General features: G+C 67.3%; 18 protein-coding genes. 3 read left to right on the plus strand and 15 right to left on the minus strand.

Annotated features, from left to right (window positions below; genetic code table 11):
- Positions 1–102 precede the first annotated feature (102 nt).
- The 15 genes from I4X03_RS00455 to I4X03_RS00525 form a co-directional block, all read right to left on the minus strand.
- Entirely contained in the window at positions 103–1,782 is a 1,680-nt protein-coding gene (locus I4X03_RS00455; RefSeq protein WP_223464177.1) for a 4Fe-4S binding protein, read from the minus strand.
- Positions 1,779–2,399: a DUF3306 domain-containing protein gene (locus I4X03_RS00460; protein ID WP_223464178.1), complete on the minus strand. Its 621-nt coding sequence runs from the start codon at positions 2,397–2,399 to the stop codon at positions 1,779–1,781. The genes I4X03_RS00455 and I4X03_RS00460 overlap by 4 nt, the downstream gene beginning before the upstream one ends.
- Entirely contained in the window at positions 2,389–2,853 is a 465-nt protein-coding gene (locus tag I4X03_RS00465; RefSeq protein WP_223464185.1) for a DUF3305 domain-containing protein, read from the minus strand. The genes I4X03_RS00460 and I4X03_RS00465 overlap by 11 nt, the downstream gene beginning before the upstream one ends.
- A gap of 10 nt (positions 2,854–2,863) precedes the next feature.
- Positions 2,864–3,283 (minus strand): hypothetical protein, encoded by a 420-nt coding sequence (locus I4X03_RS00470; RefSeq protein ID WP_223464187.1) that lies wholly within the window; start codon positions 3,281–3,283, stop codon positions 2,864–2,866.
- 4 nt (positions 3,284–3,287) lie between these two features.
- Complete coding sequence (locus I4X03_RS00475) at positions 3,288–3,776, minus strand: hypothetical protein (protein WP_223464189.1); 489 nt, start codon at positions 3,774–3,776, stop codon at positions 3,288–3,290.
- A gap of 17 nt (positions 3,777–3,793) precedes the next feature.
- Entirely contained in the window at positions 3,794–4,900 is a 1,107-nt protein-coding gene (locus I4X03_RS00480) for a formate dehydrogenase subunit gamma (RefSeq protein WP_223464191.1), read from the minus strand.
- 13 nt (positions 4,901–4,913) lie between these two features.
- Positions 4,914–5,132 (minus strand): hypothetical protein, encoded by a 219-nt coding sequence (locus I4X03_RS00485; RefSeq protein ID WP_223464193.1) that lies wholly within the window; start codon positions 5,130–5,132, stop codon positions 4,914–4,916.
- A complete protein-coding gene (fdh3B, locus tag I4X03_RS00490) occupies positions 5,129–5,800 on the minus strand; it encodes a formate dehydrogenase FDH3 subunit beta (RefSeq protein WP_223464195.1) in 672 nt (223 codons plus the stop codon). The genes I4X03_RS00485 and fdh3B overlap by 4 nt, the downstream gene beginning before the upstream one ends.
- A 30-nt stretch (positions 5,801–5,830) precedes the next feature.
- Positions 5,831–8,695, minus strand: coding sequence for a molybdopterin-dependent oxidoreductase (locus I4X03_RS00495; protein ID WP_223464204.1), 2,865 nt, complete (start codon positions 8,693–8,695; stop codon positions 5,831–5,833).
- A 26-nt stretch (positions 8,696–8,721) separates the two neighbouring features.
- Complete coding sequence (locus I4X03_RS00500; protein ID WP_223464206.1) at positions 8,722–8,955, minus strand: formate dehydrogenase; 234 nt, start codon at positions 8,953–8,955, stop codon at positions 8,722–8,724.
- A gap of 20 nt (positions 8,956–8,975) precedes the next feature.
- Positions 8,976–9,629 carry a TorD/DmsD family molecular chaperone gene (locus tag I4X03_RS00505; protein ID WP_223464208.1) on the minus strand — a complete coding sequence of 218 codons (654 nt, stop codon included), beginning with the start codon at positions 9,627–9,629 and terminating at the stop codon, positions 8,976–8,978.
- A 143-nt stretch (positions 9,630–9,772) separates the two neighbouring features.
- Positions 9,773–10,954 carry a serine hydrolase domain-containing protein gene (locus I4X03_RS00510; RefSeq protein ID WP_223464209.1) on the minus strand — a complete coding sequence of 394 codons (1,182 nt, stop codon included), beginning with the start codon at positions 10,952–10,954 and terminating at the stop codon, positions 9,773–9,775.
- 195 nt (positions 10,955–11,149) lie between these two features.
- A complete protein-coding gene (locus I4X03_RS00515; protein WP_223464210.1) occupies positions 11,150–11,776 on the minus strand; it encodes an SAM-dependent methyltransferase in 627 nt (208 codons plus the stop codon).
- A gap of 38 nt (positions 11,777–11,814) precedes the next feature.
- The gene (locus I4X03_RS00520) at positions 11,815–13,221 is read right to left on the minus strand and encodes an APC family permease (RefSeq protein WP_223464211.1); all 1,407 of its coding nucleotides are present in this window, start codon (positions 13,219–13,221) and stop codon (positions 11,815–11,817) included.
- A gap of 110 nt (positions 13,222–13,331) precedes the next feature.
- On the minus strand, positions 13,332–14,957 hold the full coding sequence (locus I4X03_RS00525; RefSeq protein WP_223464212.1) for a M28 family metallopeptidase: 1,626 nt from the start codon (positions 14,955–14,957) through the stop codon (positions 13,332–13,334).
- A 136-nt stretch (positions 14,958–15,093) separates the two neighbouring features.
- Between I4X03_RS00525 and I4X03_RS00530 the strand changes: the two genes are divergently transcribed.
- The 3 genes from I4X03_RS00530 to I4X03_RS00540 all read left to right on the plus strand — a co-directional run bounded on the left by I4X03_RS00530 (position 15,094) and on the right by I4X03_RS00540 (position 18,338).
- On the plus strand, positions 15,094–15,597 hold the full coding sequence (locus tag I4X03_RS00530) for a hypothetical protein (RefSeq protein WP_223464213.1): 504 nt from the start codon (positions 15,094–15,096) through the stop codon (positions 15,595–15,597).
- A gap of 113 nt (positions 15,598–15,710) precedes the next feature.
- Positions 15,711–16,256, plus strand: a complete 546-nt coding sequence (gene mepK, locus I4X03_RS00535; RefSeq protein ID WP_223464214.1) for a peptidoglycan L,D-endopeptidase MepK — start codon at positions 15,711–15,713, stop codon at positions 16,254–16,256.
- 72 nt (positions 16,257–16,328) lie between these two features.
- Positions 16,329–18,338 (plus strand): putative bifunctional diguanylate cyclase/phosphodiesterase, encoded by a 2,010-nt coding sequence (locus I4X03_RS00540; protein WP_223464217.1) that lies wholly within the window; start codon positions 16,329–16,331, stop codon positions 18,336–18,338.
- Positions 18,339–18,388: the final 50 nt, after the last annotated feature.

Here is an 18,388-nt window from a genome sequence, read left to right on the forward strand (position 1 = left end):
CATCATGGCGTTGTGATCGAAACGAAAATCATAACGCTTTACGGGGCGCAGATACAGTGCGCACGCGTTCGCTGCTGCTGTTTTTCGCGCCGTTAGTGGCGCTTACCGGAGCTTGCTGGCATCGCCCGTCCCCTGGGACTGCAGCATGTCGATCACGCGGCAGTCGCCGCACATGCGGATGCGGTCGAGGTTGCCCTGGAAGGCGCTGTGCTGCGCCAGCTTGCCCAGCATGCTCTGGATCATCAGCACGGTGCCGAAGGGCTTGCTGCAACGAATACAGCAGAACGGCTGGGTTTCGTTGAGCAGGACGGCCTGGTTTGCGTTGCCGGCGAACGACATGCGCGGCACCAGCGCGATGGCGTCCTCGGGGCAGGTGTTGGCGCACAAGCCGCATTGCACGCAATTTTTTTCCACGAAACGCAGTTGTGGCGCGTTGTCGCTGTCCATCAGGGCCGATGACGGGCAGGCGCCAACGCACGACATGCATAGCGTGCAACGGCCCTGGTCGACAGTGATCGCGCCGAATGGCGACCGCGGCGGCAGCGGCACGTGGGCCGGTTTCAGCGTGGCGTGACGGAACAGGTGGTCGAGCGCCATGTCGAGGGCGTTGCGCTTTTCCTGGGCAACGTGGAAGGTGGCAGGCTGCAGCGGCGCCACGCCGGCCGGCGCGCCGGCCAGCGCCTCGCCCAGGCCGGCAGCGGTGGTGGCGCGCACCAGCTGGAAATGCACACCGGCGTAGCCGAGGCCGGACAGGATTTCCTGCGCCATTCCCATCTGGTCTTCCAGCGCGTCGGCATACTGCGCCGCTTCCGCGCCGGTGACGACGACGGCGACGCCGCTGGCGCCGTACGCCACCGCGCTCAGCCAGACGTCGATGCCGGCCGATGCCATGTGATGCAGTTCCATCGGAATGACCCGCGCCGGCAGGCCGCGCGGCGCGCCTTCGCTGTGTGCGTGGAGCATCGACACCAGCTCGCTGCCCTGTCCGGCGCCATGGAACAGGATCACCGGATCGAGCCCGCCTTCACGCCGGTAGTGCGCGAGCACGGTACGCAGGCGCTCGCCGGTGTAGGGCGCGCCCGGATAGGCATAGGCCAGCGCGCCGGTCGGGCAGACGGTGGTGCAGGCGCCGCAGCCGGCGCACAGGTAAGGATTGACGCGCACCAGGTCGCCCACGCTGGCGATTGCCTTTGCCGAGCAGATGTCGATGCAGGCGTTACAGCCGGTCTGGCCGTTGCGGCTGTGCGCGCACAGCCTTTCCTTGTACTTGAAATATTTCGGCTTTTCGAATTCGCCGATCATCTGGGCCAGGTCCGCGATCGCCGCGGCGATGCCCGCTTCGCTGACGCCTGGCGCAACATAACCATGCGGCTTCTGGTGGGCCTCGATGAGCGGCTCGGGCGACAGGTCGAGCACCAGGTCGAACTTGCCCTCGCGCCGCATTACCCCGCGGCCGGCATCGCGCCAGCGGGCATCGAATGCGCCCAGCCAGCCGCTGACCTGGATGTCGGCGCAGTGCATGACGCTGTAGGCGCGCAGCGGTTGCGGGGCCGCGCTTGGCGGGCTGGTCAGCAGCACGGTCACGGCCAGCACGCCGCACAGCTGGTCGGCGCACGGCAGGGCGCGTTCCGCGCTGCCGATGATCAGGGTGGTGCCGGCCGATGTGTAGGTAACCGTCTGCAGGGTGTCCGATGGCGGCGGCAGCGCAATGGCCAGCGCGGCGGCGCGGGCGGCGGCGTTGCGGTGTTCCTGCACCCAGTCGATGGCGGGCCGGTCATTCATCGGTGAACCTCGCAGGTGGCGTCGGTGGAAAAGGCGGTTTCGGTGGAACCGGCGGCGTCGGTTGAAGATGCGTCGTCGGTGGAACAGGCGGCGCCGGCGCTGTCGGGCCGCTGCGCTTGCTGCCGGGCCAGTGTCACGGGCGCGCCTGTGTCGCCGGCCTCCAGCGCTGGCGCGTCGGCAGCATCGCCTTCCTTCTTGTCCGGGTAGGCCTGGGCGAAGAAGCTCTGGGTGTGGCGCAGTGCGCTCATCATGGCGGCGGGAATCGGATCGGGCTTGTTGTAGTCACCCATGTACAGGTCGAGCCCATCGCCGATATTGAAATGCGGATCGGCGAACAGCTTTTTCAATGCGCCGCGCCGGACCGACGTGTCGACCCCGCGTGCGACGAATGCCGCATAGTCGGACCCGGCGTGCAGCCGCGCCACGTCGTCCAGGGTGGGCTGGTGCGCCGCTTCGCTGCCTGCGTGCGCCTGCCGGGCCGGCTGCCCGCCTGGTGGGATGGGCGCCTGCGCAGCGGGGGCCGTGGCTGCCGGGTCGCTCGGCGTGCCGGGCGCCACCGGCGCGGCAGGTTCGGCTTTCAGCCGCGACCAGCGCTGGAAAAAGCGTTCAGCCGGCATGCTCGCCCTGCTTGCGTTGTTTGTACTCCTTGCCGCGCCGCGCAGGCGGCTCGTAGTGCGTGCGCAGGTAATCTGCCAGCCACGCGTGGATGTCAGCCGGCATGGCGACGCCGTCGGCGCTCTCGCCCGAATCGAACATGCGGGCGCCGTCGGCGTAACTGACCGATGCCTGCACCGGCATCGCGCGGCCGTCCGTCATGCGCCATTTGATGAAGACCTTGGCTTCCGGCGCAACGCAGTTTTCAAAGTAGCCGTCGTTTTCATCGGGATACAGGTCGAGCGTCAGGCCGCCGACCAGATAGGTTTCGCGCGCCGGCTCGTGGCTGAGCACGCGATACGGCGGCAAGCCGCCGTCGGCGACGACGCCGACGGCCGACCACGACTCCGAGGCCCAGCGGTGGTTCAATGAGCGCCGCTGCATGATGACGGCAATCGGCAGGCTGGCCATGCGCATGGGGCATCCTTTATTTTTTTTGAGGATAAGTCAGGGTGGGCCGCGTCTTGACGTCCTCGCTGGGCGCGGCGGTGCCGCTTTTCTCGCTGGTAAGCGGCGCGTCCTTGGCCGCCGGTCCCATCACGCCGCCCGGCTGGCCAGCGGCGCTGGTCTGGGTGTTCGGCTGCGCCAGCGCCGGCAGCGGAGCTGCCACCGCGACCGGCGGGTTCAGTTCCCAGCCTTCCGTCGCGGCGCGGCCCCGCCAGCGCGCCGTCAGCGCGTCCATCGAGGCCAGCAGTGCCTGCTTGTCTTTCTCGGCCGCTGCCTGCGCCTTGGCCTTTTTCTCGGCAGCCAGCTGCGCCTGGGCCGGTGTCGGCGGCGGCAGTTCCGCCACCGCCAGCACCGGAATGGCCAGCAACAGCAAGGCGATCGTGGTTTTTAGCATGGTCATGGCATCACCGCCGTTCAGGGTTGGGCTGACCGGATGGCTGCGGACTGCCGGCCGTCGGAATGTCGCCGCTGGTTGGAGCAGTGCCGCCGCGCGGCGACGCGCCCACTGGCGGCGCCGTGCCGGCAGGCGCGGGAGTTGCGGCTGCCGCGGATGGCGCTGGCGCGGTCGCGCCGGCGCCGGTCACCGGCGTGGTGCCGCTGGACGGGCCCTGCCCGGCCTCGACGACGGTACCGGCCGTCGCCGCGCCGCCGGTGTTGCCGCCGCTGCCGCCGGCAATGCCCGGCGTGCCACCGGCATAGGTGGCGTTGGTTTCCGGCCGCGCCGTGCGCGCCATCACCGCGCCGCTGCTGCCGCCGCCGGCGGTAATCTGTCCGGGGAAGCTGGTCTGGTGCACGCCGGTCTTGGCGCTGGTGCCTGCCAGATCGCGCTCGCCGCACGCCGCGACCGCGGCCAGCACGGCCAGCGCTGCAAGAATGTGGTTGTTGCAGTTCATCTGCCGTCTCTCCATGGTCAGCTCGCGCGGCCCGGGCCGGTGGGCTCGGGCGCATAGGGGGCGGACCCGGGCGGCGCGGCGCCCGGTGTGCCATCGATGACCTTGTGGTACCAGATCTCGTGATGGGTGCGCGCCCATTCCTCATCGACCGTGCCGTGGCGCATGCCTTCGTAGGCGCCCGGCGTGCCCAGCGTACCGATGTAGATGTGGCCGATCGACGCGGCGATATACAAGGTGGCGCCGACGATGTGCAGGATGTTAGCGACCTGCAGCACGTAGCGGGTCTGGCCAACGGTGACGAAGTCGAGTATCAGCCCGGTGACCGACATCAGCAGCCCGAGCAGGACGACGCCGCCCCAGAACCAGATTTTTTCACCGGCGTTGAAGTAGTCTGCCGGGATATGCTTTTTACCAAACAGTCCGCCACCCTGCTTGACCCAGTTCCAGTCCCAGCGGCGGAAGAAATTGCGCCGCAAGAAGGTGAAGAACATGATGACCGAACACACAATGAACAGCGGCCCGACGAAATTGTGGACGTACTTGGAAATGATCGCCAGCCACGAGAACGCGTCAGGGCCGATCAGCGGGATGATCAGCTTGCCGAACATGAGCAGCAATCCGGTGATGGCCAGCACGATGAAACTGATCGCCGTGGCCCAGTGCACCAGCCGCTCCCAGGCCGTGAAGCGGGTGATGCGGCGTCCCGACTCGCGCAGCGGCGGCGCCTGCGCCGGGCGCGTCACCAGGTAAAAGCCCAGCAGCAGCAGCGGCACCACCAGCAGCACCGTGCCGCTGACCGTGGCCATCGGGCCGTTGCGCAGCACGCGCCAGGTATTGCCGCCGCGCTGGAGGATCACATTGGCTTCGCCGGCGCCGTACTGGCCGAGGAAGTGGCGATCGAGATGCACCTTGCCCGACGCCGCCGAACCCCAGCCGGGGCTGCGCGCGGTCGAATCGTGTTCGGCTTGCAGGATGGTTTGTTCCTCGGCGTAGGCGGGCACCGCATCTTTGTGCGGCACCTCGGCCCGGCCGGTCGACGGCAGCAGCATCAGCACAAACAGCGCGCACAACAGCGCCAGCAGGGCGCCGCGGGGCAGCCGGCGCAGGGGCTTGATCGGAGTCATGGTGTGTCCTTCCTCATGGCAAGGCGCGAAGGTACTCGTTCTGTTTCAGCGTACGGTTCTGGATGGCAGCGGACCACGCCAGCTTGTCGTTGTGGAACCAGACCTGGTACGGCAGGTTGTCGGGCTTGCCCGCGATCTCGCCGTGGACCCATGCCGGGTGCTGCTCGACTTCGAGACAGCCGCCGAGCAGGGCGCACAGTGCAGCCAGCGCTGCGATGCGGACGGGCTTCATGTGGGGAACCTGCGCGGGTTGTTCTGGACGTCGTCGATCTTCTGGTTTTCGCGCCGCACCCGGGTGGACTCGTCGCGCGGCTTGCGGCCGTAGGCGATCTTCCAGCCCCACAGTTCCGGGCCGTAGCCGCGGATTTCGACGCGCTGGCGGTATATGTCGGCGATCACGTCGGCGTCACCGGCCAGCAGCGCCTTGGTCGCGCACTGCTCGGCGCAGGCCGGCAGCTTGCCTTCGGCGATCCGGTTGCGCCCGTACTTCTTGAACTCGGCCTCGGAGGTGTCCACTTCCGGGCCGCCGGCGCAGAACGTGCACTTGTCCATCTTGCCGCGGTGGTTGAACATGCCGGTCTCGGGGAACTGCGGCGCGCCGAACGGGCAGGCGTAGTAGCAATAGCCGCAGCCGATGCACTGGTCCTTGCTGTGCAAGACGATGCCGTCCTCGGTGTGATAGATGCAATTGGTCGGGCATACGGCAAGGCAAGGCGCATCGGTGCAGTGCATGCAGGCGACCGAGATCGAGCGCTCGCCCGGTATGCCGTCGTTGATGGTGACGACCCGCCTGCGGTTGACGCCCCACGGCGTCTCATTCTCGCTCTTGCACGCGGTCACGCAGCCGTTACAGTCGATGCAACGCTCTGTGTCGCAAATGAACTTCATCCTTGCTGCCATCTCTGTCTCCTGTTGTTTTCAGGTCAGCCGTCAGGCGGTCGCCAGCCTGCATAGCGACACCTTGGTTTCCTGCATCATCGTCACCACGTCATAGCCATAGGTCCAGCCGGTGTTGACCGCCTCGCCGCGGGCAATCGGGGCCGCGCCTTCCGGATACTTGTCGAGCTGGTCCTCGCCCATCCACCAGCCGGCGAAATGGAACGGCATCCAGACCGTGCCGGCGGGCACCCGTGGCGTGACCATCGCCATGATCTTCATGCGCACCCCGCTGGGCGTCTCGACCCACAGGTAGCGCCCGGTCACCGCGCCGACCTGGCTGGCGTCGTGCGGGTTGACCTCGACAAACATGTTCTGCTGTAGCTCGGCCAGCCACGGATTGGAGCGCGTTTCGTCGCCGCCGCCTTCGTATTCGACCAGCCGGCCGGACGTCATGATCAGCGGATAGTCCTTGGAAAAATCGACCGCCTGCACCGACTTGTAGAGGGTCGGCAGGCGCCAGAAGTTGGCCTTGTCGTCGTAGGTCGGGTACTTGGCGACCAGGTCGCGGCGCGGCGACATCAGCGGCTCGCGGTGCACCGGCACCGGGTCGGGGAAGTTCCACACGTGGCAGCGGGCCCTGGCGTTGCCGAACGGCGCGCAGCCGTGCCCGATGACGACGCGGATGATGCCGCCGGAGGCGTCGGTCTTCCAGTTCTTGCCCTCGGCCTGGGCCTGTTCGGCCGGGGTCAGCTCGTTCCACCAGCCCAGCTTTTTCAGGAACACGTGGTCGAATTCCGGGTAGCCGGTGTCGAGCTCGCTATCCCTGGTGGCCGAGCCATCGGCCGCGAGCAGGGTGTTGCCGTCGTGCTCGACACCCCAGTTGGCGCGGAACGGCAGCCCGCCTTCGGCCACCGACTTCGACTCGTCGTACAGGATCGGCGTGCCGGGGTGCTTCATCTCGGGCGTGCCCCAGCACGGCCACGGCAGGCCGTAGTAGTCGCCCTTGCACGGTCCGGACTCGGCGCGCAGCGTGGTCGGGTCGAAGGTGTGCTTGTTCTCCATGTGCAGCTTGAGACGCTCGGGCGAGCAGCCGGTGTAGCCGATGGTCCAGCACGAGCGGTTGATCTCGCGCAGGATGTCTTCGATCACAGGTTCGTTCTGCACCACCTTGATGTTCTTGCACAGTTCGTTAGCGAAGCCAAACTTCTTGGCGAACAGGTACATGATCTCGTGGTCGGTCTTGCACTCGAACAGCGGCTGGATGACCCGCTCGCGCCACTGGATGCTGCGGTTCGACGCCGTCACCGAGCCCTGGGTTTCGAACTGGGTGGTGGCCGGCAGCAGGTAGACGCCATCCTGGCGGCCATGCATGGAGGCGGTGGCGGTCGGGTATGGATCGATGACCACCAGCAGCTCGAGCTTTTGCATCGCCTCTTTCATGTCGGGCAGGCGGGTCTGGCTGTTGGGCGCGTGGCCCCAGTACAGCACGGCGCGCAGGTTGGTCGGCTGGTCGACATAATCGTTGCGCTCGAGGACGCCGTCGAACCAGCGCGAGACCGTCAGGCCGGGCTTTTCCATTAGCTCTTTCGAGCCGAAGCGCGACAGCAGCCAGTTGTAGTCGACGCCCCAGGCGTTGGCGAAATGCTTCCACGCGCCCTCGGCGATGCCGTAATAGCCGGGCAGCGAATCGGGATTGGGGCCGACGTCGGTGGCGCCCTGCACATTGTCATGGCCGCGGTAGATGTTGGCGCCGCCGCCGGCCACGCCGATGTTGCCGAGCGCAAGCTGCAGGATCGACAGCGCGCGCACATTGGCGGTGCCGACGTGGTGCTGGGTGATGCCCATGCACCAGACCACCGAGGAGGGGCGGTTCTTCGCCAGCATCTCGGCCGCCATGTGCACTGCCGACTCCGGCACGCCGGTCACATCCGACACCTTGTCCGGGGTCCACTTGGCCACTTCCTTGCGCACCTCGTCCATGCCGTAGGTGCGCTGCTCGATGAAGGCCTTGTCTTCCCAGCCGTTGTGGAAAATGTGCCACAGGATGCCCCACACCAGCGGGATGTCGGTGCCGGGACGCACCCGCACGTAATGGTCGGCAAAGCGCGCCGTGCGCGTGAAGCGTGGATCGATGACGATCATCTTCGCGCCCAGTTCCTTGGCATGCAAGAAATGCAGCATCGAGATCGGGTGGGCCTCGGCCGGATTGGAGCCGATGAACAACACCGCCTTGCTGAAATGCAGGTCGTTGAACGAGTTGGTCATCGCGCCGTAGCCGAAGGTCTGGGCGACGCCCGCCACCGTGGTCGAGTGGCAGATGCGGGCCTGGTGGTCGCAGTTGTTCGAGCCCCACATCGAGGAGAACTTGCGCATCAGGTAAGCCTGCTCATTGTTGTGCTTGCTGCCGCCGATGATCATCATCGCATCGGGGCCGGCCTGCTGGCGCAGCGCCAGCAGCTTGTCGCCGATTTCATTGATGGCCTGGTCCCACGGGATGCGCTGGTATTTTCCGCCGACCAGTTTCATCGGGTAGCGCAGCCGGTGCTCGCCATGGCCATGCTCGCGCACCGACGCCCCCTTGGCGCAGTGCGCGCCCATGTTGATGGGCGAATCGAAGGCGGCTTCCTGGCGGATCCACACGCCATTGCTGACCACCGCGTCGACCGAGCAGCCGACCGAACAGTGGGTGCAGACGGTGTGCTTGATCTCGGGAGGCGCCGCCGGTTTGACCTGGTCGGCGGCCTGGGCCGGCTGGATGACGTTGAGCGGCAGCTTGCGCGCCAGCGCGGCGGCGCCGGCGGTGACGCCGGCGCCGACCAGGAAGGTGCGGCGCCTCAGCGTGGACCCGGGTGAGCGGGTGATCCCCGTGGGCAGCGCGCCGCGTTCGGCAGTCTTGTCGGTCTTTACCAGCGTCATGGAGTATTGCTCCTGTGCTTGTCGCCCTACCAGTAACGGGCGGTACTGTAGTACTTCCGGATATGGTCGGTAACGCGATAGCCTTTGGACTCGGGCGCGGCGGCGCCAGGCGCCGGCTGCGGCGCAGCCTCGGCGGCCCCGCTGGCGGCGGCCGCCGCCAGTACGCCAAGCGCGCCCGCCCCTTTGAAGAATGCGCGCCTGGCCGGGTCGGGCGTGTGGCTGTCGTGCGGGTGCTCGTGCGGGTCCTCGTGCTTGTCCATGTGTGCTCCGTTGGCGCCGCCTAGGCGGCTTCGCATGCGTCGTCGAGCGCGAATGCTGCGGCCTCGACGTCAAGAAACGCTTCGGCAAGGTCGGCCACCAGGCGATAGAAGTTTGCCTCGGGAGCCGCGCGGATATCGTTCAGGCAGCGCCGGTACCATGGCGCCAGATGGGTCTCGAAAAACTGGCGCTGGCGCGCCAGCGGCGTGGCATTGGTGATCATCAGGCGCATCGCTTCGCACAGGGCCGCGAGATGGTCTTCCATCTCGCGCTGCCCGGGCGCGCGGCCGAGGCCCAGGCGCGCGAGGTCGGCGCGCAAGGCGGCCAGTGGCTTCTCGTTGATGAAGCCGGTCAGGTAGAGCGAGGCGTAGGGATTGAGCTTGGGGGTGCCGACACTGATGAACAGCGCGTCGAATTCAGCCGCCGGCGCAGCGGCGTCCATCACGCCCGCGGCCAGCACCAGGCGTTCCCAGGCGCGGTCGAGCGGATGGCCGGACTGCCCCGCCACGATGGCGTCGGCGCCGGCCAGGGTGGACAGCATGGGGGCGTCGGGCGCGGCAAGCCACATGCGGGCAAGTAGCGCGTACATGTCGGCGCGAGCCTGTTCTTCCGGCTCCACCGCCATGCCGGCGCTTGCGCCTGCATCGAGCTGCCCAGCTGTTGGCGACTGCCTCACAAGGACCCCCTGTCGTAATAGACAGACCCGAGTCTATGCGGGTATGCATGCGTTGTCTACCCCGCACGATTGACGGTTGGAGTAGATTTTTTGGCAAACCGCGCGGCCCGGATGACGCTGGCGGCGCCGCCTGGACGCGGCGCTCACTCGGGCGCTTTGGCATTGCGCAGCGCGGCGAAATCGAAGCCGGCCACCGCTTCGGCGGCCAGCGTGCCAAGCGTGGCGTACAGGTCGAGGATGTTGTTCTGGCCGTCTGGATAGACCCGGTTCGACAGCAACACATAGAAAGTGCCCGAGGCCGGGTCGATCCACAGGATGCAGCCGGTGAACCCGGTGTGCCCGTAGCTGCCCACCGGGAACAGTGTGCCGCGCGGGCGCGCGAACGGCGAGTCGATGTCCATCCCCATGCCGCGCTGCGCCACGATTGCCGGGCCCGACTGCGCCGTCGTCATCAGGCGCACGCTGTCGCGCGACAGCACCCGCACGCCGTCGAGCTCGCCGCCGGCCAGCAGCATGCGGGCAAACCGCGCCAAGTCGCGCGCGGTGGTAAACATGCCGGCCGAGCCGGCCACGCCATCCATCCGGCGCGCAGTCGGGTCGTGCACCTCGCCCTGCAGCAGGCGCGGTGCCTCGCCCGGCAAGCGCTGGGTCGGCGCGATGCGCGCCGGCGCCATCGCCGGCAGCGGCACGAAGCGGCTGTCGCGCATGCCCAGTGGCGCGAAGATGCGCTCATCGGCGAAGCGGTCGAGCGGCTGGCCCGACACCCGCCGCACCAGCTCGCCCAACAGGATGTAGTTGACGTCCGAATAGCGGAACGCCGTGCCGGGCGCATCGGTCGGGGTGCGGCTGCAAGCCAGCGCGAGGGCGCGCGTCAGGCCGTGCCAGGCCGGCGTGGCCGGCAACCCGGCCGGCAGGCCCGAGGTGTGGGTCAGCAGGTGGCGCACGGTGATCGGGTCGCGGCCCTGGCCGGCGCATTCGGGCAGGTAGCGTACCAGCGGCGCATCGAGATCGACGCGCCCGTCCTCGGCCAACAGCATCACCGAGGGCGCGGTGGCCACGACCTTGGTCAGCGAAGCGGCGTCGAACACCGTGGCCGGCGTCACGGCGGCGGCGCCGGCCTCGTAGCTGTGGTTGCCGTAGGCCTTCTGGTAGGCCATCCCGGCGCGCTCGAGGTGGAATACCGCGCCCGGCATGCGCCGCTCGGCGATCACGCCGCCGATCGCCGCGTCGATGCGGGCAAAGCGCGCGAAATCGAGTGTAGCCGGATGCGGCCGGTTCCAGGCGCAGCCGGCCATACTGAGGGCGATGCAGGCACTGGCGGTCATGGCAATGGCACGGAAGGGCAACCTCATTGGCAAGTCGGCATCGGCGGATCCAGGTCATGGCAGGTGAATGATGGCCGTCTCCAATTGGCGAACACGGCGGCATGCGAAAAGCATAAGTAGTTCGCGCCGCCAGGTCAAGGCCGGCATGCCGCCGCAGGGCGCGCCGGCCGGCGCGCGCGGCCGGCGGTGATCCGCTCAGCGCCCGGCCCGCCCGGCGCCGCCCGCACGCTGCGCCGCTTTCTTGTTGGCGTCCGTGATGGTCCAGTAGTAGATCGTGCGCCCATCGACCTCTTCAGTGCGCTGCGGCGGCCACTCCTCGCCCATGTCGAATGCATGCGAGACCACCCGCGTGCCGACCTTCAGCTGTTTCCACAGCTGGGGACGCAGGTCGCGGTTGACGCTGTTGAGCAGATACAGGGTCACCACGCTGGCTTTCGACAGGTCGGTCTTGAACAGGTCGCCATTGACGAACTGCACCTTGCCGTCGACCCCGGCTTCGCGGGCATTCGCGCGTGCCTCGCTGATGCGCTGCGGATCGAGGTCGATGCCGATGCCGCGCGCGCCGTAGCGTTTGGCGGCGGTGATGACGATGCGCCCGTCGCCGCTGCCGAGGTCGTAGATCAGGTCGCCGGGCCCGACCTTGGCCAGTTCGAGCATGCGGTCGACGACCGGCTGCGGGGTGGGCACGAACGGCACATCCAGCCGCGGCGACTGGCTCCATGCCTGCCCCATGGCGGCCCCAACCAAAAGCAAAAGCAGCGCCAGCCGTGACAGCAGGCCGGCGCGGCCGGCGTTATGCGCGATGCGGTGCGGATATCTCATGTCTGACTCCTTTAGGAAATACACGGCGATGGGATTGCTCAGCCTGGCGCCTGCACGCGGTTGGCGAACAGCAGCACCACGCAGCCCAGCGCCAGCACGGCCACGCCGACCCAGGCCGCGTTCCAGCCGCCCAGCTGCTGGCTGTAGACATACGACAGGCTCGACCACAGCATGTAGGCGCACATGGCGCAGAACGCCAGCGGCACGAACGGGAACAGCGGCACCCGGAACGGCCGTGCGGTGGCCGGCTCGCGCACTCGCAGCACGAACAGCGACAGCCCGGCCAGCAGGAAGAACAGCCAGAACACGGGGGCGGTGAATTCGACCATCGACTTGAAGCCGCTGCCGGTCCAGGCGCCGGCCAGCACCAGCAGCAGCGCGGCGCCGCACTGCACCCGCAGCGCGTTGGCCGGGGTGCCGCGGCGCGGGTCCCAGATGGCCAGCCGGCGCAGCACCGGCCAGTCGCGCCCGGCGGCGTAGCTGCAGCGCGCGCCGACGATGATGGTGGCGTTGATCGAGGTGAGCGCGGCGATCGCGATGACCAGCGAGATGACGGCGGCGCCGGGCGCGCCGAAGGCTGCGCGCAGCAGGTCGGCGGCGACGGCGTCGGAGCGGCTCATGGCGGCCATGCCGAGGCCTCTCCAGTAGGCCCAGGTGACCAGCAGGTACAGCGCGGTGATGATGAGCAGCGACAGCACCAGCGCGCGCACCATGTTGCGGCGCGCGTCGAGCAGTTCGGCGCTGAGATACGCCGCCTCGTTCCAGCCGCCGTAAGTGAGCAGCACGAACACCATCGCCAGCCCGAACGAGGCCGGCCAGGCCGGCCCGGCGGCGGGCGCCGCGGCGGCGGCCGGCGCGCCGCCGCCGGCCACCAGGAACAGTGCGGCCAGTACGATCAGCACCAGCCCGCCCACTTCGATGGCGGTCAGCCAGGCCTGGGCGAAGGTGCCGGCCTTGACGCTGCGCAGGTTGAGCCAGGACAGCGCGATGATGGCCAGCGCCGCGTACGCGGCGGCGCCCCATGGCGCGGCCGCGTCGCCCAGCGGCAGCACGCGCTGCATGTAGTCGCCGAAGACGAAGCCGAGCAGCGCGATGGAGCCGGTGGCGATGACCGAAAAGCGCGCCCAGGCAAACAGGAAGGAGACGCGGCGCCCGTAGGCGCGGTGCAGGAAATGGTAGTCGCCGCCGACATGGGCGTAGGCGGTGCTGAGTTCAGCGTAGCAGAGCGCGCCGGCCACCGACATCAGCCCGCCCAGCGCCCAGGCCGCGAACATCCAGCCCGGCGCGCCGGTGAGCCCGGCCACCAGCGAAGGCGCCTTGAAGATGCCGGCGCCGATCACCACGCCGATGATCAGCGCGATCGCCTCGCCCAGCCCGATGACCTCGCGCGGCGCGGCGGCGCCGGCGTGGAGGTCTGCTTGCAAATCGGGCGGAAGTCTGGCCATGGGGAAGCACGCGCGGTCGTCGAGGGTCCCTGTCAGATGGACCTGCGGGTGCTTCGTTTTGCCATTCCGTGCTGCGCTTGAGGCATCTCAAACATGCCTGCGCAGCGCGTTTATTTCGAGAACGTATCGCCGAAGAAGTCGTCCTTGTTCCAGGCCGGGCGCACCGGCGCATCGGCGATCTCGCGCGCGATGTTGTAATTGAGCTGGGCGAAGCGCGCGGCGGCGTCGTAGTTGATCGGCTGGGTCAGGTCATCGTTGGGCTGGTGGTAGCGCCTGGACAGGAACTCGTTCCACAGCTTGCCCGGGTTTTCGTCCTTGCGCGCCGAGCCCATGCCGGTGGCCAGGAAAATCGACGGGATCCCCTGGCGCACGAACATATAATGGTCGGAGCGGGTAAACAGGCCCAGTTCCGGCCACGGGTCGGGGATCAGCGCCATGCCCATCTTCTGCAGCGCGCGGCTGGCGGTGTCCTTCAGGCTCGAGTGCTCGGCGCCGAACGCCATCACGTTGTTGAAGTCGTACACCAGCAGCGGCATGTCGAGGTTGACGTTGGCGACGATGCTGCCGCGCGGCACCGTCGGGTTGGTGGCGAAGTAGTCGGCGCCCAGCAAGCCCTTCTCTTCACCGGTCACGGCGACGAACAGGATCGAGCGCTTCGGCGCCACGCCCGACTGGGTGAACAGGCGCGCCGCTTCGATCAGGGTGGCCACGCCGGTGGCGTTGTCCATCGCGCCATTGAAAATATTGTCGCCGCTGCGCTCCTTCACCTGCCCGAGGTGGTCGAGGTGGGCGGAAAACACCACGTACTCGTGCTTGAGCGCCGGATCGGCGCCTTCGATCATGCCGATCACGTTGCTGCTGGCAAGCTCGCTGATCGCGCTCTTCTTGAACATCCGCATCGACATCTTCAGGTCGAGGCGCGGCAGCGGCTGGTTGGCGGCGGCCAGCGCATAGATATCGTCGAGCCGCACGCCGACTTGGGAAAACAGCTTCTTCGATGCGGGGATGCTCAGGCCGATCCGGTTCTGCATCGCCGCCGCCTCGCGCGCCGGCTTGCCGTCGGCCTGCACCCAGCTCATCGACGGTATGTAGCGGTACTCCTTGTTCTTGGCGAACGGCGAAGCCTTCTCGGCCACCGGGGTCTGCAGGCTGACCATGCCGACCGCGCCATGCTGCAGCGCCAGCGTGCGCTTGTGGTCGCCGCTGGCGAAATGGGCGCCTTCTTCGGTCGGGAACGTGCCCGGCTTGCCGGACAAGACCACCACGATCTTGCCTTTCACGTCGATGCCGGCGTAATCGTCGTGGCCGAGGCGCTCGGCGTGGATGCCGTAGCCGACGAACACCAGCGGCGCCGTCACTTCCGACTGCGCTTCCAGCAGGCTGCCGCCGACCGAATACTCGTCCAGGTAGGCCAGGGTCTCGGTACCGCGCGCGCTGCGCAGCTCGACCACCGGCGACTCTTGCACCAGGCGGGTCGCGCGCAGCGGCACCTGTTGCAGATAGCCATCCTTGTCGCCCTTCGGCTTGACCCCGTACTGCTGGAACTGCGACGCCACGTAGCGGGCGGCGATGTCGTAGCCGCGGCTGCCGGTCTCGCGCCCTTCCAGCAAGTCGTCGGCCAGGAAACTCAGGTGGGCGCGGATCATGTTCTTGTCGGCAACGGCTGCGGCGCCGGCGCTGCAACTGGCGGCCAGCGCGAGCACGCCGCTGGCAAGGATCAGTCGGTGTTTTAGCACGGTAATTCCTCGGGTAATCGTATTTGGATCGGAGGCCCACTCTAGCAGATGCCCGGAGCAGGTGGTGCTGCACTGCAACGTATCGGCTAACGTGCGGCGCTTGCCATTTTGGTATTGCAGGTACAAGATAGGCGGCATGAAAACACTGACCTCCCGCCATGTTACGCGCCTGAGCGCGCTTGTCCTGCTGCTGGCACTGGGCGCCTGCAGCGGTGTTTCCGCCAACGGCAACGCACCGGCCGCGCCGGGTGCGCCGGGCGCGCCGCCTGCCGCGGCCACGCCGACCCCGCCACCGGCGCCCGCGCCAGCCCCCGCGCCGGGCGGCCAGGCCGCCGCTGCCGGACTGCTGCAGAAAATCCAGGAACAGATCGGCACTGCCGAATGCGACAACGCAAGCCAGTGCAAAACCTTGCCAGTTGGCCATAAATCCTGCGGCGGCCCGGAAGGCTATCTTGCCTATTCGACCAAATCAGGCAATACCAAGCAGCTGATGGCGCTCGCCGAACAATACGCGGCGGCGCGCAAGGCCGAGAACGAACGCAGCGGCATGCTGTCGAACTGCATGATGGAACCGGATCCGGGCGCCACCTGCGTCGCCAACCGCTGCGTCCTCGTCAAGCGCGGGGTCAGCGCACAATAGCTTGCCAGCTTGGCAAGCTCCGCCAATAAAGGCGGCGTCATGCGCACGGTTGCATGCACGGTTTCGCTCGTCCGTGTATCATGGAGTGTCTGTTTACATGGAGGAGGATCACCATGAACCAACGCCGATCATTCCTGAAAAGCTCCGTCGTACTGGCATCCGCCCTCAGCGTCCCGGCCTATGCCCGCGCCGCACAAACCACCAAAGTCCAGCCTGTCGAGCGCACCTTGCGCTTGTACAACACGCACACCGGTGAAACCCTGCGCAGTATTTTCTGGGCCGAGGGACAGTTCGTGCCGGACGCACTCAAAGACATCAACAAGCTGTTGCGCGATCACCGCAGCAACACCATCGCGGAAATTGATCCGCAGCTGATCATGCTGCTCGACAAGGTGTCGTCCAAATTCGGCGGCAATGATGTGCTGCACGTCATCTCCGGCTACCGCTCGCCCGAAACCAACCGCAAGCTCGCGGCGGCCGGCGGCGGCGTGGCCCGCCACAGCATGCACCTGGACGGCAAGGCGATCGACATCCGCATGCCGGGGCGCGATCTGACCCAGCTGCACAAGGCCGCCCTGGCCGCGCGCGGCGGCGGCGTCGGCTACTATGCAAAATCGCAATTCGTGCACATGGATACCGGCCGCGTGCGCACCTGGTAAACATCGGGGGCTGAACTCAGCCCCCGCCGCCGTGTCTAACCGGTTTCCCTTCGCTTACCGCCGGTTAGCACGATGCACAGCCACGCGTCCCACGCGCATCTCGTCCAATTCTACGAAAACGACCGTTTCCTCATCGAGGGCCTGGCCGACTTCATCGGCGCAGCCCTGAGCGGCGGCGACAAGGGCATCGTGATCGCCACCCACGAGCACCTTGAACAGCTCGACGCCGCGCTGGCCCGGCGCGGCTTGCCCGGCGCGGCCGGCGCCGGTAACTACATTGCCCTCAACGCCAATGGCATGCTGCCGCTGTTCATGGCAAATGGCCTGCCCGACAAGGCCCGCTTCCACGACGCCATCGGCACCATCGTGGCGCGCGCCGCCGACGCGCATGAGGGCGACGTCTACATCTTCGGCGAAATGGTCGCCCTGCTGTGCGCAGGCGAACACTGCCATGTGCATACGGTCGGCAAGCACCAGGCCGCGATCCACGTGGAAAACTACTTCAACGAGCTGCAGGCGCACTACCCGTTCACCCTGCTGTGCGCCTATCCGCTGAGCGCCTTTCCGCACGAGGACGACCGCGCGATGTTCGGCGAGGTGTGCCGCCTGCATACCGGGGTGCTGCCCGCCGAGAGCCTCGACATGGAAGCCGACCTCGACACGCTGCGCCGTACCATCGCCCTGCTGCAGCAGCAGGCCTACGCGTTGTCGACCGAGGTGTACGACCGCAAGCAGGTTGAACGCGCGCTGCGCGAAGTCAACTTCGACCGGCTCACCGGCCTTCCCAACCGCAACGTGTTCCACGATCGCATGGACATGGACATCAAGCGCTCGCGCCGCACCCAGCGTCCGGTGGCGCTGCTGTTCATCGACCTCGACCATTTCAAGGAAATCAACGACACCCTCGGGCACGCCACCGGCGACCTGCTGCTCAAGCAGGTCGGCCAGCGCCTGGCCTCGTATGTGCGCGCCAGCGATACCGTCACCCGCCTCGGCGGCGACGAGTTCACCATCACGCTGGCTGAACTGAACAACCTGGGTACCGTCACCGATGTCGCCCAAAAAATCCTCGAAGACCTGGCGCACCCGTTCCAGCTCGACGACGAGATCGCCTACATTTCGGCCAGCATCGGCATCACGCTGTATCCCCAGGACGCCACCAGCACCGGTGAATTGCTGCGCAACGCAGACCAGGCGATGTACGAATCGAAAGCCATGGGCCGCAACCGCTTTTGCTACTTTACCCACAGCATGCAGGAAGCGGCCCAGGCGCGCATGGCCATGAGCAACGACCTGCGCAGCGCGCTCGACAAGCAGCAGCTCAGCGTGTTCTACCAGCCGATCGTCGACCTGCACGCCGGCGGCATCGTCAAGGCCGAAGCCCTACTGCGCTGGCAGCACCCCGAGAACGGCGACATCAGCCCGGTCGACTTCATCCCCATCGCCGAGCACACCGGCATGATTGTCGGCATCGGCAACTGGGTGTTCCAGCAAGCGCTCAACCAGGCCAGCACATGGCGCGCCGCCCACCCGGGCTTCAGCGTCAGCGTCAATGTCTCGCCGGTCCAGTTTTACCGCAGCAACGAGGCGTACTACCGCGAGTGGCTGAGCCATTGCAAGAGCATCGGCGGCGCGCCCGGGGTCGGCCCGGCGGTCAGCATCGAAATCACCGAGAGCCTCATGATGACCTCGGACGACAGCGTGATCGACAAGCTCAACGCCTTCCAGAACGCCGGCATCAAGATCTCGCTGGACGACTTCGGCACCGGCTATTCGTCGCTGTCCTACCTGCGCAAGTTCAACATCGACTACCTGAAGATCGACCAGTCCTTCGTCCACAACCTGGAGCACGACAGCGCCAACAGCGCGCTGTGCGAAGCGATTATCGTGATGGCCCACAAGCTTGGCCTGAAAGTGATCGCCGAAGGCATCGAAACGCCGGGCCAGCGCGACATGCTGGCCGGCGCCGGCTGCGACTATGGCCAGGGCTACCTGTTCGGCCAGCCGATTTCGGCCGGCCAGTTCGAGCAGCTGCTGACGCAGGCGCCGCCACGGCGTCCGGATTCCAGCGCGCACGCCTGAGCACGCGCGCGGCAGCGGTGCGCCGGCTTTCGGGGTGATCGCCGTACACT

It is taken from the genome of Massilia soli (assembly GCF_016809835.1).
GTDB classification, from domain to species: Bacteria; Pseudomonadota; Gammaproteobacteria; order Burkholderiales; family Burkholderiaceae_D; genus Telluria_A; species Telluria_A soli.

Bases quoted from the DNA above. Each gene is read 5' to 3' on its own strand.
- I4X03_RS00455 (WP_223464177.1), bottom strand. From the start codon at position 1,782: ATGAATGACCGGCCCGCCATCGACTGGGTGCAGGAACACCGCAACGCC.
- I4X03_RS00460 (WP_223464178.1), bottom strand. From the start codon at position 2,399: ATGCCGGCTGAACGCTTTTTCCAGCGCTGGTCGCGGCTGAAAGCCGAA.
- I4X03_RS00465 (WP_223464185.1), bottom strand. From the start codon at position 2,853: ATGCGCATGGCCAGCCTGCCGATTGCCGTCATCATGCAGCGGCGCTCA.
- I4X03_RS00470 (WP_223464187.1), bottom strand. From the start codon at position 3,283: ATGACCATGCTAAAAACCACGATCGCCTTGCTGTTGCTGGCCATTCCG.
- I4X03_RS00475 (WP_223464189.1), bottom strand. From the start codon at position 3,776: ATGAACTGCAACAACCACATTCTTGCAGCGCTGGCCGTGCTGGCCGCG.
- I4X03_RS00480 (WP_223464191.1), bottom strand. From the start codon at position 4,900: ATGACTCCGATCAAGCCCCTGCGCCGGCTGCCCCGCGGCGCCCTGCTG.
- I4X03_RS00485 (WP_223464193.1), bottom strand. From the start codon at position 5,132: ATGAAGCCCGTCCGCATCGCAGCGCTGGCTGCACTGTGCGCCCTGCTC.
- fdh3B (WP_223464195.1), bottom strand. From the start codon at position 5,800: ATGGCAGCAAGGATGAAGTTCATTTGCGACACAGAGCGTTGCATCGAC.
- I4X03_RS00495 (WP_223464204.1), bottom strand. From the start codon at position 8,695: ATGACGCTGGTAAAGACCGACAAGACTGCCGAACGCGGCGCGCTGCCC.
- I4X03_RS00500 (WP_223464206.1), bottom strand. From the start codon at position 8,955: ATGGACAAGCACGAGGACCCGCACGAGCACCCGCACGACAGCCACACG.
- I4X03_RS00510 (WP_223464209.1), bottom strand. From the start codon at position 10,954: ATGACCGCCAGTGCCTGCATCGCCCTCAGTATGGCCGGCTGCGCCTGG.
- I4X03_RS00515 (WP_223464210.1), bottom strand. From the start codon at position 11,776: ATGAGATATCCGCACCGCATCGCGCATAACGCCGGCCGCGCCGGCCTG.
- I4X03_RS00520 (WP_223464211.1), bottom strand. From the start codon at position 13,221: ATGGCCAGACTTCCGCCCGATTTGCAAGCAGACCTCCACGCCGGCGCC.
- I4X03_RS00530 (WP_223464213.1), top strand. From the start codon at position 15,094: ATGAAAACACTGACCTCCCGCCATGTTACGCGCCTGAGCGCGCTTGTC.
- mepK (WP_223464214.1), top strand. From the start codon at position 15,711: ATGAACCAACGCCGATCATTCCTGAAAAGCTCCGTCGTACTGGCATCC.
- I4X03_RS00540 (WP_223464217.1), top strand. From the start codon at position 16,329: ATGCACAGCCACGCGTCCCACGCGCATCTCGTCCAATTCTACGAAAAC.